This is a genomic window from Micromonospora sp. M51 (assembly GCF_018070305.1).
GTDB classification, from domain to species: Bacteria; Actinomycetota; Actinomycetes; order Mycobacteriales; family Micromonosporaceae; genus Micromonospora; species Micromonospora parva.
The window spans coordinates 1-16,225 of the sequence record NZ_JAGPXZ010000040.1 but is presented as its reverse complement, the minus strand read 5'-3'; the positions used below and the strand labels follow the sequence as shown (position 1 = coordinate 16,225).

Genomic DNA, 16,225 nt, shown 5'->3' with positions numbered 1-16,225 from the left:
GTGCCCAGATGAGCGGCCCGGCCGGAAGGCGTCGCGCCGTCGACCGGGCCCGGCCGGGTCCCGCCGAGCGCTGGCGGTGACCGGGGCGCGGATCCGGCCGCCACCGCGCTGATTCCGGCCGTGCCCGCAACACCCGCCACCAGGCCGCCGACCATGGACTCGACCGCGCTGATGGGTGCCGTTCCGCGCACCGCGGTCCCCGCCGAGCCGACCGGCGGCAACCCCGCCGACCCTCCCCCGCCGCGTCGGGGCGAGCGGGTGGTCCAACTCCGGCCGCACCAGACCGGCGAGGGCTACAAGAGCGTCTACTCCGAGCTCACCCGGCCGTCGTTCGGCTCCCGGCTGCGCACCGGCATCCGCGTCACCGGCGAAGTCCTGATCACCTTCGGCCTGGTGGTGCTGCTCTTCGCCGGGTACGAGGTCTGGGGCAAGTCGGCCATCGTCGACGCCCACCAGAACGACCTCAACAACGAGTTGGCCCAGGCGTGGGGCCCGACCGACGACCCGACTGTCGCCCCGTCGGCGGCCGGCCCGAGCGTGAAACCGTCACCTCCGGTACGCGGCAAGCCGCTCGCGGGCCTCTACATCCCCAAGCTCGACAAGAACTGGGTGGTGGTCGAGGGCGTCACCCAGGCCGACATCCGCTACGCCCCGGGCCACTACCCGGCCAGCGCGCTCCCCGGCCAGGTGGGCAACTTCTCCGTCGCCGGCCACCGCAACCGGGCCACCTTCTGGCGGCTGGACGAGCTCAGCGAAGGCGACGCGATAGTGGTCGAGAGCAAGACCGACTGGTACGTCTACCGGGTGTCGCAGTCGCGGATCGTCAAGCCGACGCAGGTGGAAGTGGTGGCACCGGTGCCCGGCGAGCCGAACAAGAAGGCGACCAAGCGGATGCTGACCCTCACCACGTGCAACCCGAAGTTCGACAACTACCAGCGTCTGATCATCCACGCCGAGCTGGACCGTACCCAACCCAAGTCGGCGGGCCGCCCGGCGGAGCTGGGAGGCTGACCCGATGTACGCGTTCATCTGGCGCAAGCTCCCCTTCGGCCTGGTCGGAAAGCTGACCGGCTCGGTGCTGCTGGTGGCCGCCACCGTCGCGCTGCTCTGGTATGTCGCCTTCCCGTGGGCCGAGCCCCTGCTGCCCTTCGACGACGTGCAGGTCGAATCCGGCGTTCCTGCCGAGACCGGTGGCGGCGGCGACCCGGTGACCGGGGAGACCCCGGCCGGGGAAGATCACGAGCTGCCGTACGACACCGACCAGAACAACCCAGCGCCGTCCTCCCCAAGCAGGTGACCATGCGCGTCCTCGTGATCGACAACTACGACTCGTTCGTCTTCAACCTGGTGCAGTATCTGGGCCAGCTCGGCGTCGACTGCGAGGTCCGCCGCAACGACGAGATCGACGTCGCCGAGGTGGGCAGGGTGGGCGCCGCCGGCGTCCTGCTCTCACCCGGGCCGGGCAGCCCCGACCGGGCCGGCATCTGCCTGGACGTCATCCGGACGTACGCCGGCGAGCTGCCGATCTTCGGTGTCTGCCTCGGTCACCAGGCGATCGGCGAGGCGTTCGGGGCGACCGTCACCCGGGCCCCCGAGCTGCTGCACGGCAAGACCTCCGAGGTGCGCCACCATTCGGTCGGCGTCCTCGCCGGTCTGCCCGACCCGTTCACCGCCACCCGGTACCACTCCCTCGCCGTTCTGCCCGAAACGCTCCCCGACGAGCTTGAGGTCACCGGCTGGACCGGCTCCGGAGTGGTGATGGCGATGCGGCACCGGACGCTGCCCATCGAGGGCGTCCAGTTCCACCCGGAGTCGGTGCTCACCGAGGGCGGCCACCTCATGCTGGCCAACTGGCTGGCCGGTTGTGGTCACGCGGAGGCGCTGGAGCGCGCACCGGCGCTGGCCGCCGAGGTCGACACCCGCCGCCGCGCCGCGTTCGCCACCACCTGAGGCCGAACCGTCCCGGCCGTCATCCGGCCGGGTGGCGTGAGAACGCGGGCCGGCTGGGTCAGTTCCGCAGCGCGTTCTGGACCGCCGGATCCGCCGGCGAGCGGACCGCGGGCGGACGGCTCCGAACGGCGTCCCACGCCGCCTTGCCACTGGCGAAGTAGTCCCGGACCGACTTCTCGGCGAGCAGTGCGGTGCCGCAACCGTCGCAGCGGGCGGTCACCCCGTCGACGTCGAGGCCGAGATGGCGGCACAGCGTCACCGCCCGGGACAGGTGGTACGACTGGGTGACGATCAGGGCCCTCTCGACGCCGTACACCTCGCGCGCTCTCGCGCAGGTGTCGTAGGTGTCCAGGCCGAACGGGTCGGCCACCACCCGACGCCTGTCCACACCGCGCTCGGAGAGATACGTCGTCATCACCGCCGGCTCGTCACCTGACGCGCCACCGCCGTCGCCCGACACGAGAACGACAGTGGCCCGCCCGCTGGTCACCAGCTCGGCGGCGGTGTCCAGGCGACCGGCGAGACGGTCCCCGGGCCGCTGTCGGTCGGCGGCCACCTCGGTACCGAGCACGATCACCACGTCGACGGTCGGCGCGTCGGCGGCAGCGTACACGTGGCCGCGGGCGGCGAGCGTCGTCCACAGCCACGGGGAACTGGCGAGCACCAGCACGACAAGGCCCGCGAGTGCCAGCCAACGGAGGCGTCGGGGCCACCGCCGCACCGGCTTGACCGGGGACGATCCCGCCTCGGTCATGTCGGTGCCCACTGGTGGCTCAGTCCTGCGGCCGGCTCGGCGGGGGTGGGAACGGCAGACCGATGCCGCCCCCGTTGCCGGGAGTGGTCGGCGTGGTCGTCGGCGTGGCCGTCGGCGTGTTCGTCGGTGTCGGGTCGGTCTCCGGCTCCGGCTGACTCACCTTGATGGTCACCTTCGTGCCGGTGGGCTTCTTCTCCTTGCCGTTCGGGCTCTGGTCGGTGACCTTCCCCGCTTCGGCGGCGGGCACCTCCGGCCCGTTCTGCACGACGACCACGAAGCCGCGGTCCTTGAGGAACCGGGTGGCGTCGTCCTGGCTCAGCCCGACCACGTCCGGCACCTCGCGAACCTTGCCGTTCGAGACCGTGAGCTTGATCTTCGTGCCCTCGGGGACGCTCTCGCCGGAGGGTGGGTCGACGTCGAGAACCTCGTCCTCGCTCGCCTCGGCGTCCACCGTCTTGACTTCGTACTTGAGCTTCGCCTCGGTGAGCCGGTCGATGGCGCTCTCCCGCTTGCTGCCCTTGAGCCCGGCCGGAACGCGGACCTCGGGAACGCCGCCACAGACCTGAATGGTGACAGTGCCGTTCTGCTCCAGCCGGCTCGTCGGTGCCGGATCCTGGTTGACGACGTTGCCCTTCGTGCAGTCGCTGGCCAGCACCGGATCACCCACCTTCGGGGAGAACCCGGCGTTGCGGATCTCGTCGATCGCGACGGCCTGGCTCTTGCCGGTGAGGGTGGGCACCGATTTCAGGTCCTTGCCCTGCATGTTCCAGAGCAGGGCGGCGACCAAAGCGATCACCGCCAGCACGCCGACCGCGCTGAACATCGCGATCAGCCAGGAGGACGCCTTGCGCTGACGCGGGTCTCCCACCCGGGCGGGGATCTGCCCGGTCTGCGGCCCGCGGCCGGAAGCCGGGTAGCCACCCCCACCGCCGGCCGGGGCCATCGCCACCGTCTCCGCCTCGCGCAGCACCGGGGTGGCCAGCACGGGCCGGCCGGCGGCGGCGCGGAGCAGGTCCGCCCGCATCTCGCCGGCACTCTGGTAGCGGTTGAGCGGGTTCTTCGACAACGCCTTGAGCACGATCGCGTCGACGGCCGGCGTGACGTCCGGGTTGATGTCGCTGGGCGTCGGCGGCGTCTCCCGTACGTGCTGGTACGCGACGCTGACCGGGCTGTCCCCGACGAACGGGGGATGGCCGCAGACCAGCTCGAACAGCACGCAGCCGGCCGCGTACACGTCGGAGCGCGCGTCGACGGCCTCGCCGCGGGCCTGCTCCGGGGACAGGTACTGGGCCGTGCCGATCACCGCGCTGGTCTGCGTCATGGTGGTCGCGCCGCTGGCCAGGGCACGGGCGATACCGAAGTCCATCACCTTGACCTGGCCGGTCTGGGTGAGCATCACGTTGCCGGGCTTGATGTCCCGGTGGATGATGCCGTGCCGGTGGCTGAACTCCAGCGCCGCGCACATGTCGGCGCAGATCTCCAGCGCCCGGCGCGGCTGCAGTCGGCCCTCGGCGCCGAGGACCTCCTTCAAGGTCCGCCCGTTGACGAACTCCATGACGATGAACGGCAGCGTCTCGCCGGTCGGCGCGGTCTCCTCGCCGGTGTCGTAGACCGCCACGATCGCCGGGTGGTTGAGTGAAGCGGCGTTCTGCGCCTCCCGACGGAACCGCATCTGGAACGTCGCGTCCCGGGCGAGGTCGGTGCGGAGCATCTTGATCGCGACGTCCCGACCGAGCCGAAGGTCGCGACCGCGGTGCACCTCGGCCATACCGCCATAGCCGAGCAGCTCGCCGACCTGGTACCTGCCACCGAGCAGGCGGGCCTGCGCTGTCATCGCGTCTGTCGTCCTTCGCTCGTCGTCGTCCCGCCGTCGCCCGGCTGGAGTCGTACCTCCCGACGGTACGACGTCCGGGTCGGATCGTCGCCTTCGTCGAGTCGTAGCGCGCCGGACGCCACGGTGTGCGGCGCCAGCCCGGCCGATGCACCGGCCTGCGACTGCTTCCGTAGGTTGTAGGAAATCACGCCCGAGCAGAGCAGGACCAGCACGGCGAGCAGGATGGCGAGGAGCACCATCCCGGGGCGGGACCGCTGCGGCTGGGGTGACGGCACTGCCGGGCCGGCCTGTCGGACGTACGCCGGCGGGTGTTCCTGTCGGGGTGGCCCGGCGGGCACGGCAGCGGCACCGCGCGGGTAGCCGTTCGGTGCGCCCTGCGGCCGGGCTGGCTGAACGGCCGGCGCGACGGCGGTGGGGCGTGGCTGTTGGGCGGGCGCGATCGCTGTCGGCCTGGGCCCGCCCACCGGCGGGCGGGCAGCCGGCGGACGCATCTGATGCGCCTGCGGCACCTGGGCCCGGCCGGGCGCGGCGGGCGAGGCGGGCGCGCCCGAGACCGGCCCGGAGTTACCGGCCGCCCGGGCCTGCTGGGACAGCGCGGCCTTGAGCTGACGGGCGACCCCGGCGAGGGCGGCGGCGCTCGGCCAGCGGGCGGCCGGGTCCTTGGCCAACGCCCGTTCCACCAGGGCGCGCACCTGCGGAGGGATGTCGGACGGCAGCGGCCGGGGCGTCTCCCGGACGTGCCGCATCGCGATGTCGAGGGGATTGTCGCCCTCGAACGGCCGCCGACCGGCCAGGCACTGGTAGGCGACCACGCCGAGGGCGTACACGTCGGAAGCGGGGGTGGCCACGCCGCCGGTGGCCTGCTCCGGCGAGATGTACGAGGCGGTGCCGAGCACCGAACCGGCGGCGGTGAGCTGGCCGACCATGTCGGAGCGGGCGATGCCGAAGTCGGTCAGCACCAGCGTGCCGTTCGGCCGGACCAGCAGGTTGCCCGGCTTCACGTCGCGGTGCACGATGCCCTTTTCGTGCGCGGCGTGCAGCGCGTCGGCGGCCTGCGCGACGAGGGCCATCGTCCGGGCGGGAGTGAGCCGGCCGACCCGGCTCAACGTCGACGACAGGGCGTCACCTTCGACGTACTCCATGACCAGGAAGGCGATCTGCTGGTCGTTGCCGAAGTCGTAGACGTCCACCACGCCGGGATGGTTGATGGTGGCCATGGTGCGGGCCTCGCCGCGGAACCGCTCGCCGAAGTCCGGGTCGTCGAGTAGCGCGGGCAGCAGGCTCTTCACCGCGACCGTCCGGCCGAGCACCTGGTCGGTGCCGCGCCAGACGTCGCCCATGCCGCCGCTGGCGATCCGCTCGTCGAGACGGTAGCGGTTGCCGAGCTGCACGCCGGGGCTGAGCATGTCAGCGACCCCCCGGGTCGGTGATGGCGGCCCGCATGATCTGACCGGCGATCCGGGCGGCCTCGCCGCTACCACCCGGACCGGCCTGCTCCAACATCACGCAGACCGCGGACACCGGGTTGCCGTTCTTGTCCATCGCGAAGCCGATGAACCAGCCGTGGTCCGGTCGATCCGGGGCGGACTGGGCGGTGCCGGTCTTGCCGCCGACCGTGTAGCCGCCGATCGCGGCACTCTTGCCGGTGCCGTTCCGGACCACGCTGACCATCATCTCGCGCAGGTCGGTGGCGACCTGGGAACTGACCGGCTGGCGCAGCTCCCGCGGCTTGGCGGTGTAGTAGGTGGTGGTCCGGTCCGGTGCGAGCCACTGCCGGACCAGGTACGGCCGCATCTGGCTGCCGTTGTTCGCGATCGACGCAGCGATCATGGCGCCTTCGAGCGGGGTCATCCGGACGTTGTTCTGGCCGATCGAGGACTGGGCCAGTGCGGCCTGGTCGGTGCTGCCGTCCGGGTTCTGGATGTCCCCGGTCCGGCTGGCCGCCGTGGGCAGGCCGCCCTCACCCAGGTGGCCGACGGTCAGGTCCTCCTGCTCGAAGCCGAACTGCCGGGCCTTCTCTTTGACAGTGTCAGCGCCGAGCCGCACGCCGAGCTGGGCGAACCCGGTGTTGCACGAGTAGGTGACCGCGTCCAGCAGGCTTACCTGCCGTCCCGGGCAGATCGACGGATCGGCGTTGCGGATGGGCGTGCCCGACGTGGGCGCGGTGTAACTGGAACCGGCCGGGATCTGGGTCGTCGGCGTGACGCCGTTCTCCAGAGCCGCCGCGGCGACCACGATCTTGAAGGTGGAGCCCGGCGGCAGCGTCTCGGCGAGCGCGCGGTTCTTCAACGGCTCCGTCGGGTCCTTCTCCAGCTTGTTGAACGCCGCGGCCGCCTCGTTGCTGTCGTGGCTGGCCAGCGGGTTCGGGTCGAAGCTCGGCATGGAGACCAGCGCCTGCACCGCCCCGGTACGCGGGTCGATGGCGATCGCCGCGCCGCGCTTCGCGCCCACCCTGTTGTCACCCAGCTGGTCGTACGCCACGTCCTGGGCCTTCTTGGAGAGCGAGAGCAGCACGTTGCCGCCGCCGGTGTCATCCCCGGTGAACATGTCCTTCAACCGGTCACCGATCAGCTGGTCGCTGGTGCCGGCCAGGAAGTCGTTCTCCGACCGCTCGATGCCCTGGTCGGCGAGGTTGACCGGCTTGTAGCCGAGCACGTGGGCGTACTTGGCGCCGCCCGGGTAGGTGCGCAGGAACTTCAGGTTGCCGGTGGTCTCCTTGCTGGTGGCAAGGGCTGTGCCGCCGGCCTCGATGTTGCCGCGCTTGCGGTCGTACTCGGCGACCTGGACCCGACGGTTGTAGTCGCTGGTGCGGTATTCATCCGCCTTGTAGGCCTGAATCCAGTTGAGGTTGGCGAAGAGCAGACCGAACAGGACCATGACGACGACGCCGACGCGGCGCAGGGGTGCGTTCACGGCTTGATCACCTCCGTGGGAGCACCGTGCAGCTGCTCCGGCGGGCTGCCGCTGGGACGGACGGCCTTGCCGCCGCCTCCTCCGGTCACCGGGCGGCGGGCGCCGTCGGAGACCCGCAGCAGCACCGCGATGAGCAGCCAGTTGGCCATCAGCGACGACCCGCCTGCGGACAGGAACGGGGTGGTCTGACCGGTCAGCGGGATGAGCTTGCTGATCCCGCCGACGATCACGAAGACCTGGAGACCGAGGGTGAACGCCAGACCACCGGCGAGCAGCTTGCCGAACGAGTCCCGGACGGCGAGCGCGGCACGCAGCCCACGCTCCACGATCAGCAGGTAGACCACCAGCAGCGCGGAGAGACCGAAGAGGCCGATCTCCTCACCGATGCCGGCGAAGATGAAGTCGTTCTGCACCTCGGGCAGGATCTCCGGCTGACCGCCGCCCGGACCGGCACCGAAGAGCCCGCCCGTGCCGAGGGCGAGTAGTCCCTGCACGAGCTGGTAGCCCTTGTCGGTCGGGTCGGCGAACGGGTCCAGCCAGATCTCCGCCCGCAGGTAGAAGTTGGCGAACGGCCCGCCCACCGTCGAGCCGAGGACGTAGGCGAGGTACGCGCCGCCGAAGAAGAGAACCAGGCCGATCAGCAGCCAGCTGACCCGTTCGGTGGCGATGTAGAGCGTCACCACGAACATGCCGAAGTAGAGCAGCGAGGTGCCCAGGTCCTTCTCGAAGACCAGCACCAGGACGCTGATCAGCCAGACGCCGACCACCGGGCCGAGGTCACGGCCACGGGGGAAGTCGATGCCGAGGAAGCGCCGGCTGGCCAGCGACAGCACCTCACGCTTGCGCACCAGGTAGTAGGCGAAGAAGACCAGCAGCGCCAGCTTGGCGAACTCACCCGGCTGGATGGAGAAGCTGCCCACCCGGATCCACAGCTTCGCGCCGTTGATCTCGGAGATGCTCGACGGCAGCACCGCCGGGATCATCACCAGCACGATACCGGCCAACCCCAGGGTGTACGCGTACCGCGAGATCGACCGGTGGTCACGCATGATGGCGAGCAGTCCGGCGGCGAGGATCACCGCACCGAGCGTCCAGGCCAGCTGGCGCCCGCCCTGCCCGGCGAAGACGGCCAGGTTCTCGCGCTCGGCCACCGGAGCGTCGCCCAGGTCGATCCGGCGCAGGAAGCCCACCCCGAGCCCGTTGAGCAGGGCCACCGCCGGCAGCAGGGCCGGGTCGGCGAACGGGGCGAGGAACCGGATGACCAGGTGCAGGCCGAGGAAGACCGCGCCGAGCGCGGCGGCGGGCATCCAGAAGTCCGAGGTGACCGTGTCCAGCAGGTTCGCTTCGACGGTCGCCCCGTACGCGGCCACCAGCACCATCGCGAGCAGCAGCAGGGACAGCTCGGCGTTGCGGCGCGACCGCGCCAGGCGTACGCCGGATTGCTCGCCCGCGGTGGCGGGCGAGGGTGCCGGTGTGGCCGCTACGGTCACGGGTGGAGTCCTCGGTATCTCAGCCGACGCTCACTCAGGAGACCGGCAACTGGCCGGGTCGAGCGCCGGCGTGGCCGAGTCTGAGGGCGTGACGTCGGGTGTGGTGGTCGCGCCGGCCCCCCCGAGAGCGGTGGTGGCACCGGCGGTCGGGGTTGCGCTGACAACCCCGTTGGGGGTCGACGAGGCGTTGACGCTCGGGCTGCCGTTCGGGGTCGGCGTCAAACCGATCGGCGTCGGCGTGGGCGTGGGCGTGTTGGCCCCGGCGGCGGTCGGGTCGAGTGGGCAGAGCGGCTTCAGGTTGGGGTTGCTGGGGGTGTCGCTGGTCAGCTCGGCGAGCTGACGCTCGGCGTCCGGCTCGCTCTTGGCCCGGATGCCGACCTTGACGGTGTCCTGCGCGGCGACAGTGAGGTCGTCCAGCCGGGTGCCGCTGCGGCGGTGCACGCTGGACAGGTCCATCCCGGCGATCTGACCCTGGACCCCACGGAAGACGGCGACCTGCCCCTCTTCGGTGGCTCCCACGTAGTACTGCCGCTGGGTGTACGTCCAGCCGCCGAACGCCGCCCCGCCGACGATCACCAGCACGGCCAGCGCCATGGCGGCGGTCCGCACCGGGCGTCGTTTCGGCCGGTCCGGTTCGTCGTCGGCGGCCGCCGGCTCCTCGGGCGCGGCCGGGCGCGGCGCGGAGAGCGCCGAGGCTCGGGCGGCCGGGGTCGAGTCGTCGGCGGAGGTCGCCATTCCCCGGTCCCGGGCGGCGGCACCGCCGACGATCGGGGTCGCCTCGACGATGTCCTGGTCGGTGGCGTCGGCGATGATCACCGTGATGTTGTCCGGCCCGCCGCCGCGCAGCGCGAGCTGCACCAGCCGCTCGACACACTGCTGCGGGTCGGCGTACTCCCGCATGGTCTCGCCGATGGTTTCGGCGCTGACCACACCCGAGAGGCCGTCGCTGCAGATCAGGTACCGGTCGCCGGGCATGACCTGGCGGACCGAGTATTCCGGGTCGATGTCCCGACCGTCGAGGGCGCGGGTGAGCAGCGACCGCTGCGGGTGGCTGCTCGCCTCCTCGGCGCTGATCCGGCCTTCGTCGACGAGCATCTGGACGTACGTGTCGTCCTTGGTGATCTGCGCGAACTCGCCGTTGCGCAGCAGATAGGCCCGCGAGTCACCGATGTGGACCATTCCCAGCTTGCTGCCGGTGAAGAGGGTCGCCGTCAGCGTGGTGCCCATCCCCTCCAACTGCGGGTTGGCGTCCACCGTGTCGCGGAGTTGTTGGTTGGCGGTGCCCACGGCCGAACGCAACGCATCGACGAGGGCGTCCCCCGGGACGTCCTCGTCGAGCGGCGCCATGGCACCGATGACGATGTTGCTGGCGACGTCACCGGCGGCCATACCGCCCATGCCGTCGGCAACGGCGAGTAACCGCGGCCCGGCGTAGACGGAGTCTTGATTGCCGTCTCGGATCAGACCGCGGTCGCTGTGGGCCGCATAGCGCAGGGTCAGAGTCATGGCCGTAATTCGAGGGAAGTGCGGCCGATCCGGATCGGCACGCCGAGGGGGACGGGGGTTGGTCCGGAGACCTTAGCGCGATCGAGGTACGTGCCGTTAGTCGAGCCGAGGTCCTCGACGTACCACTGCCCGTCACGCGGCACGAGCCGGGCGTGTCGCGCGGAGGCGTAGTCGTCGGTGATGACCAGGGTGGAGTCCTCGGCTCGACCGATGGTGATCTGAGCTTCACCGAGAGTGATCCTGGTGCCGGCCAGCTGACCGGCTGTCACCACCAACTGGTGCGCCGCCCTACCCCGCTTCACCTTCGCTGGCTTGGCCGCCTGCCCCGTCGAGGCGCCCACCGCGCGTGGCGCGGCCACCAGGCGACCGGACCGGGCGCCCGCGAAGAGGTCCCGGCGGATCACGCCGACCACCGTGAACACGAAGATCCACAGCAGGATCAGGAACCCGAACCGGGCAACGGTGATGACCAGTTCCGGCAAGGCGGCTCAGCCGTCCACGCGGAAGGTCAGCGTCGTCGTACCGAGCTGGACCATGTCACCGGGGTTGAGCGCGACGGCGGAGACCCGCTGCCCGTTCACCATGGTGCCGTTGGTCGAACCCAGGTCGGTCAGCACGACCTGGCCCCCGTCGAAATCCAGCCGGGCGTGTCGCCGGGAGATGCCCACGTCGGGCAGCCGCAGGTTGGCCTGGTCGCCACGACCGATCACCGTCGACCCCATCTGGAGGGGATAGGTGCGACCGTCGCCGGAGACCAGCCGCACGTTGCGACCGCCGCCGTGCCCGGGCGGCGGACCGTAGCCACCGCCCTGGTCGTACGCGGGGTAGGCGGGCGGGCCGGCGTCGTAGCCGGGTGCCGACACCGGGGCGACCTCGCCGCCGGTGTAGACCTCGGCCGTGACCCGGAACATGCCCGTGTCGAGGCCCTCACCTCGCTCGATCTCGACGATCACGTCGCCGTAGACCGTCCACGCCTGCTCGCCGATGAACTCCGCCTGCGACTGGGCCAACTCCTGGGCCAGCGCGGCGGCGTACGGCGCCAGCCGACTATGGTCGAACGGCGAGAGATCGATCACGTAGCGGTTGGGCACCAACGTGCGCCCACCGGCCAGGATCGCCTTGTGCGCCTCGGCCTCCCGCTGCATGGCGTTGAGGATCTCCACGGGGTGGACCACCCCTTTGAAGACCTTGGCGAAGGCCCCTTCGACCAGGCCTTCCAGACGCTTCTCGAAGCGTTGCAGCACGCTCACCGGCTCCTCCTCGGGTCCCGAGGACATGATGGTATCCGGCCGGCGCGCGCGCAGCTCACACGCCGCTCGGCCGGCTGCTCTCGACCCGTTCGGAAGGGCCGGGACTGTCGTGCTAATCTTTCGTCCGCCACGAACGGTAACCGCTCGTGGCGAGCGCCGGGAACAGCGTAGTATTCCCGGGGCCCGTTGGCGACAGCGGGGCCAGGGCGGCTAAGGTGTTCCGGGTTGTGCCACGGGGATGTGGCGGAATGGCAGACGCGCACGGTTCAGGTCCGTGTGCCCGAAAGGGCGTGGGGGTTCAACTCCCCCCATCCCCACCACCGACGAAGGGCTCCGCATATGCGGAGCCCTTCCGTCATATCGGGGCGTGCCGGACGTCACGCTATGCTCCGATGGATTCTGCCTCCGATGGACCAGGAGTGGCGTGTGAGTGTCGCGTTGGTGACAGGGTCGGGTGGTCTGATCGGCTCCGAGGCCGTCCGGCATTTCGCCGGCCTCGGTCTGGATGTCGTGGGCATCGACAACGACATGCGCCGGTACTTCTTCGGCGAGGACGGTTCCACCTCCTGGAGCCTTGAACGGCTCAGCCGTGACCTGGGTAACGCCTACACCCATTTCGCGGTGGACATCCGGGACCGGGACGGCCTGGAGCAGGTGTTCAAGAAGTACAGCTCGGACATCGCCGTGGTGATCCACAGCGCCGCGCAGCCGAGCCACGACTGGGCCGCCAAGGAGCCGTACACGGACTTCGACGTGAACGCCGGCGGCACGCTCAACATGCTGGAGAACACCCGCCGACACGCGATCGACGTGCCGTTCATCCACTGCTCGACCAACAAGGTCTACGGCGACCGGCCCAACAGCCTGCCGCTGGTCGAGCTGGAGACCCGGTACGAGCTGCCCGAGGACCACCGTTGGTACCAGGGCATCACCGAAGAGATGTCGATCGACCACTCACTGCACTCCGTCTTCGGCGCCTCCAAGGTCGCCGCGGACGTGATGGTCCAGGAGTACGGGCGCTACTTCGACATGAAGACCGCCTGCTTCCGGGGCGGCACCCTGACCGGCCCGGCGCACTCCGCCGCCGAACTGCACGGGTTCCTGGCCTATCTGATGCGCTGCGTCATGGAGGGCCGGACGTACAACCTGTTCGGTTACAAGGGCAAGATGGTCCGGGACGCGATCCACTCCCACGACGTGCTGACCGCGTTCGAGGCGTTCTTCCGGGCCCCCCGCTCCGCGGAGGTCTACAACCTCGGCGGCGGTCGCCACTCCAACACCTCCCACATCGAGGCGTTCCGCATCGCGGAGGAGATCACCGGCCGGGAGGCGCGGATCAACTATGTCGAGCAGAACCGCACCGGCGACCACCAGTGGTACGTCAGCAGCATGGCGCGGTTCGAGGCGCAGTATCCGGACTGGAAGATCACTTACGACGTGCCGATGATCCTGCGGGAAATCTACGAGGCCAACGTGGACAAGTGGGTGGCCCAGCCGTGAGCAGCCGAACCAAGCGCAACGTGCTCGGCGTCCTGGTCGACGCCACCGACTACGCCACGGCGACCGACGCGGTGGTGACCGCGGCGCACGAACGGCGTCCCCTCGCGCTGACCGCGCTTGCCGTGCACGGTGTGATGACCGGGGTGCTCGACCCGGCGCACAACGCGCGGCTCAACTCCTTCGACGTGGTCACGCCGGACGGGCAGCCGGTGCGGTGGGCGCTCAACCTGCTGCACCACGCCGGGCTCAGCGACCGGGTGTACGGGCCGACCCTGACCCTGCACGTGCTGTCGCGGTTCGCGGACGAAGGGCTGCCGGTCTACCTGTACGGCTCGACCGAGGAGACCCTCGCCCGGTTGATCCCGGCCCTGGAGCGGATGTTCCCGGCGCTGAAGATCGCCGGGGTGGAGCCGTCCAAGTTCCGTGCCGTCCAGCCCGGCGAGGACGCCGAGATCGCCGACCGAATCCGGTCCAGCGGTGCCCGGCTGGTCCTGGTCGGCCTCGGCTGCCCGCGCCAGGAGGTCTTCACGTACGCCATGCGGCCACTGCTCGACATGCCGCTGATGGCGGTCGGCGCGGCCTTCGACTACCACGCCGGGCTGTTGCGCCAGCCCCCGCCGTGGATGCAGCGTGTCGGCCTGGAGTGGTTCTGGCGCCTCGGTCTGGAGCCGAAGCGGCTCTGGCGCCGCTACATCATCCTCAACCCGGCCTACCTGAGCCGCCTGGTCGCGCAGAAGCTCGGCCTGTGGAAGGCCCGCCCGCCGGCGCCGGCCACCGAGCGGCCGGCCAGCTTCTCGGTCTGAGCCCTACGACCCTTCTCGGTCTGAGCCCTACGACGCGAGGCCCCACCCGGCGTGCCGGGTGGGGCCGCGGTCGTGGGAGACCGGTCAGACGGTCAGGGTCCAGGTGTTGATGTAGCCGGTGTCGGCCGAGTAGGTGTCGCGCACCTGGAGCCGCCAGATGCCGTCGGCGGCCTCACCGGACACGTTGACCGTGTACGTGGCGTTGACGTTGTCCGCGCTGTCCGAGGTGCTGCTGTTCTTCAGCCGGTACGAGCTGCCGTCCGGGGCGAGCAGGTCGATGACCAGGTCACCGCGGTAGGTGTGCACGATGTTCACCGCCACCGTGGAGGCCGAGGAAGCGTTGCGACCGCAGCCGGAGATGGTGATCGAGCTGGTCACCGCCGAGCCGGCGTCCGGGATCGACACGTCGGTGCCGTTGGTGCCGGTGCAGCCGGTGGGCGGCGGCGGGGTGCTGCCGGTACCCACGTAGAGCAACAGGTTCGGCGAGCCGGAGCCGGGGTTGCCCACCACGTTCGGGGTCGCGTTGGCCACCAGTTGGTTGCGGACCTGAGCCGGGGTCCAGCTCGGGTTGGCGCTGGCCACCAGGGCCGCCGCTCCGACCACGTGCGGGGTGGCCATCGAGGTGCCGCTGATCGTGTTGGTGGCGGTGTTGCTGGTGTACCAGGCCGAGGTGATCGACGAGCCGGGCGCGAAGATGTCCAGACAGGTGCCGACGTTGGAGAACGACGACCGGGCGTCCGAGCTGGTCGTCGAGCCCACCGTAATGGCTTCCGTGGTGCGCGCCGGCGAGGTGTTGCAGGCGTTCGCGCCGCTGTCGTTGCCGGCCGCCAGGCCGTACGTGACGCCCGAGGCGATCGAGTTGCGCACGGCGTTGTCCAGGGAGCTGTTCGCGCCACCGCCGAGGCTCATGTTCGCCACGGCCGGCTTGATCGCGTTCGCGGTGACCCAGTCGACGCCGGCGATCACACCGGCGTTGGTGCCACTACCGGAGCAGTTCAGCACCCGTACGCCGACGAGCTGGACGGCCTTGGCCACCCCGTACGCGGACCCGCCGACGGTGCCGGCGACGTGCGTGCCGTGCCCGTTGCAGTCGTCGGCCGACCCGCCGTCGACGGCGTCGTAGCCGGAGGTGGCCCGGCCGCCGAAGTCGTTGTGGGAGAACCGGATGCCGGTGTCGATGATGTAGGCGTGCACGTTGCTCGCCGTGTTGGGGTAGGTGTAGGAGCTGTCCAACGGCAGGTTGCGCTGGTCGATCCGGTCCAGACCCCAGGAGGGCGGGTTGGCCTGCGTGCCGGAGATCGAGACGGTGTGGTTCTGCTCGACGTACGCCACCGCCGGGTCGGCCGCGATCCGCGCCGCCGCGTTCGCGCTCACAGTGACCTCGAAGCCGCGCAGCGCCGCGCCGTAGGTGCGGGCCACAGTGCCGCCGTGGCGGCCGGAGAGCCGCTTCGCGGTGTCGCCGACCCGGTCCCGGGCCACGGCGCTGTCCTTGAGTACGACGATGTAGCTGTCCGGCACGGCGGTGGCTCCGCCGGCGGCCCGAACCACACCGACGGGTTCGGCGGCCAGGGCCGGGGTGCCGACGGCCAGCACTGTCGCCGCGGCCACCCCGATCAGCACGGACCTTCGTGGAAGACCCATCTCCTACCTCCCTCTGACCGGCGGCGGAACGTGACCACCGGTCCCAACATCAATCGACAGTTGCCGATTTAGCTGAGGGTAGATCAGCAGCGGGGCAATTAAACATGTCGGAACGTCCATAACCTTCGAGTGATGACCCCCTACGGGCCCGGCGTCCGGGACGAACGGGGGACCGGCCCGGATTCGCCTCGCCGAGATTCGGGAAAGACTCTCGAGCATGGAGAGTCAGCTCACCATCCTGCTCCCGGTCGCCGCCGTCTGGCTGGCCGCCGGCATCGTTGCCGACGGCCTGCCCCGGCTGCGCAACACCCGCGTGCTGCGCCGGCGTACCGGATGGTTGCTGGTGCTCGCCCTCACCGGCGCGACGCTCACCGCGGCCGTGCTCGGCGGCGGCCTGTTCAGCGCGGGCACCGCGCCGGTCGACCGGGCCGCCGCCGGGCTCACCCTCGCCGCCGGCCCGGCGCTCGTGGCGACGGTCTGCTCCGTACGACGGATCCGCCGGCTGCGTGCCGGTGCCGGCGCGGTCGCCAGCGCCCCCGCCACCCCCGCGCCACACGGGCTGCGCGCCGCGGCGGCCCACCCGC

Annotated in this window: 13 protein-coding genes, 1 tRNA gene and 2 pseudogenes; 7 read left to right on the top strand and 9 right to left on the bottom strand. The window is 70.8% G+C overall.

Annotation, left to right across the window (positions count from 1 at the left end):
• Positions 1-90: 90 nt before the first annotated feature.
• The 3 genes and pseudogenes from KBX53_RS04290 to KBX53_RS04280 all read left to right on the top strand — a co-directional run.
• Positions 91-1,011: pseudogene (locus KBX53_RS04290) on the top strand (class E sortase); the annotation flags it as partial.
• Between the two features lie 4 nt (positions 1,012-1,015).
• Complete coding sequence (locus tag KBX53_RS04285; protein WP_030331991.1) at positions 1,016-1,297, top strand: hypothetical protein; 282 nt, start codon at positions 1,016-1,018, stop codon at positions 1,295-1,297.
• Between the two features lie 2 nt (positions 1,298-1,299).
• The gene (locus KBX53_RS04280; protein WP_210857867.1) at positions 1,300-1,950 is read left to right on the top strand and encodes an aminodeoxychorismate/anthranilate synthase component II; all 651 of its coding nucleotides are present in this window, start codon (positions 1,300-1,302) and stop codon (positions 1,948-1,950) included.
• Positions 1,951-2,008: 58 nt separating this feature from the next.
• Here the strand turns inward: KBX53_RS04280 and KBX53_RS04275 are convergent, their stop codons facing one another.
• The 8 genes from KBX53_RS04275 to KBX53_RS04240 are packed head-to-tail and all read right to left on the bottom strand — an operon-like array spanning position 2,009 to position 11,724.
• Complete coding sequence (locus KBX53_RS04275; protein ID WP_309140706.1) at positions 2,009-2,716, bottom strand: ElyC/SanA/YdcF family protein; 708 nt, start codon at positions 2,714-2,716, stop codon at positions 2,009-2,011.
• A gap of 7 nt (positions 2,717-2,723) precedes the next feature.
• Positions 2,724-4,538 (bottom strand): Stk1 family PASTA domain-containing Ser/Thr kinase, encoded by a 1,815-nt coding sequence (pknB, locus tag KBX53_RS04270; RefSeq protein WP_210857866.1) that lies wholly within the window; start codon positions 4,536-4,538, stop codon positions 2,724-2,726.
• Positions 4,535-5,944 carry a serine/threonine-protein kinase gene (locus KBX53_RS04265; RefSeq protein WP_210857865.1) on the bottom strand — a complete coding sequence of 470 codons (1,410 nt, stop codon included), beginning with the start codon at positions 5,942-5,944 and terminating at the stop codon, positions 4,535-4,537. The genes pknB and KBX53_RS04265 overlap by 4 nt, the downstream gene beginning before the upstream one ends.
• 1 nt (position 5,945) lies before the next feature.
• Positions 5,946-7,451, bottom strand: a complete 1,506-nt coding sequence (locus tag KBX53_RS04260) for a penicillin-binding protein 2 (protein ID WP_210857864.1) — start codon at positions 7,449-7,451, stop codon at positions 5,946-5,948.
• A complete protein-coding gene (locus tag KBX53_RS04255; protein ID WP_030331978.1) occupies positions 7,448-8,941 on the bottom strand; it encodes an FtsW/RodA/SpoVE family cell cycle protein in 1,494 nt (497 codons plus the stop codon). Before KBX53_RS04255 ends, KBX53_RS04260 begins: the two co-directional genes overlap by 4 nt.
• Before the next feature lie 30 nt (positions 8,942-8,971).
• Positions 8,972-10,447, bottom strand: coding sequence for a PP2C family serine/threonine-protein phosphatase (locus KBX53_RS04250; RefSeq protein ID WP_210857863.1), 1,476 nt, complete (start codon positions 10,445-10,447; stop codon positions 8,972-8,974).
• Positions 10,444-10,929 carry an FHA domain-containing protein gene (locus tag KBX53_RS04245; RefSeq protein ID WP_030331975.1) on the bottom strand — a complete coding sequence of 162 codons (486 nt, stop codon included), beginning with the start codon at positions 10,927-10,929 and terminating at the stop codon, positions 10,444-10,446. Before KBX53_RS04245 ends, KBX53_RS04250 begins: the two co-directional genes overlap by 4 nt.
• 6 nt (positions 10,930-10,935) lie before the next feature.
• Positions 10,936-11,724 (bottom strand): DUF3662 and FHA domain-containing protein, encoded by a 789-nt coding sequence (locus tag KBX53_RS04240; RefSeq protein ID WP_007454122.1) that lies wholly within the window; start codon positions 11,722-11,724, stop codon positions 10,936-10,938.
• Positions 11,725-11,931: 207 nt separating this feature from the next.
• Here KBX53_RS04240 and KBX53_RS04235 point away from each other — a divergent pair.
• The 3 genes from KBX53_RS04235 to KBX53_RS04225 all read left to right on the top strand — a co-directional run bounded on the left by KBX53_RS04235 (position 11,932) and on the right by KBX53_RS04225 (position 14,000).
• Positions 11,932-12,017 (top strand) — tRNA-Leu (locus KBX53_RS04235).
• Positions 12,018-12,081: 64 nt separating this feature from the next.
• Positions 12,082-13,197 carry an NAD-dependent epimerase/dehydratase family protein gene (locus tag KBX53_RS04230; RefSeq protein WP_030331972.1) on the top strand — a complete coding sequence of 372 codons (1,116 nt, stop codon included), beginning with the start codon at positions 12,082-12,084 and terminating at the stop codon, positions 13,195-13,197.
• Positions 13,194-14,000 (top strand): WecB/TagA/CpsF family glycosyltransferase, encoded by an 807-nt coding sequence (locus KBX53_RS04225; RefSeq protein WP_210857862.1) that lies wholly within the window; start codon positions 13,194-13,196, stop codon positions 13,998-14,000. The genes KBX53_RS04230 and KBX53_RS04225 overlap by 4 nt, the downstream gene beginning before the upstream one ends.
• An 84-nt stretch (positions 14,001-14,084) precedes the next feature.
• Here the strand turns inward: KBX53_RS04225 and KBX53_RS04220 are convergent, their stop codons facing one another.
• A complete protein-coding gene (locus tag KBX53_RS04220) occupies positions 14,085-15,641 on the bottom strand; it encodes a S8 family serine peptidase (protein WP_030331969.1) in 1,557 nt (518 codons plus the stop codon).
• A 217-nt stretch (positions 15,642-15,858) separates the two neighbouring features.
• On the opposite strand from KBX53_RS04220, the pseudogene KBX53_RS04215 reads away from it, so the two are divergent.
• Positions 15,859-16,225, top strand: a pseudogene (locus KBX53_RS04215) (hypothetical protein); the annotation flags it as partial.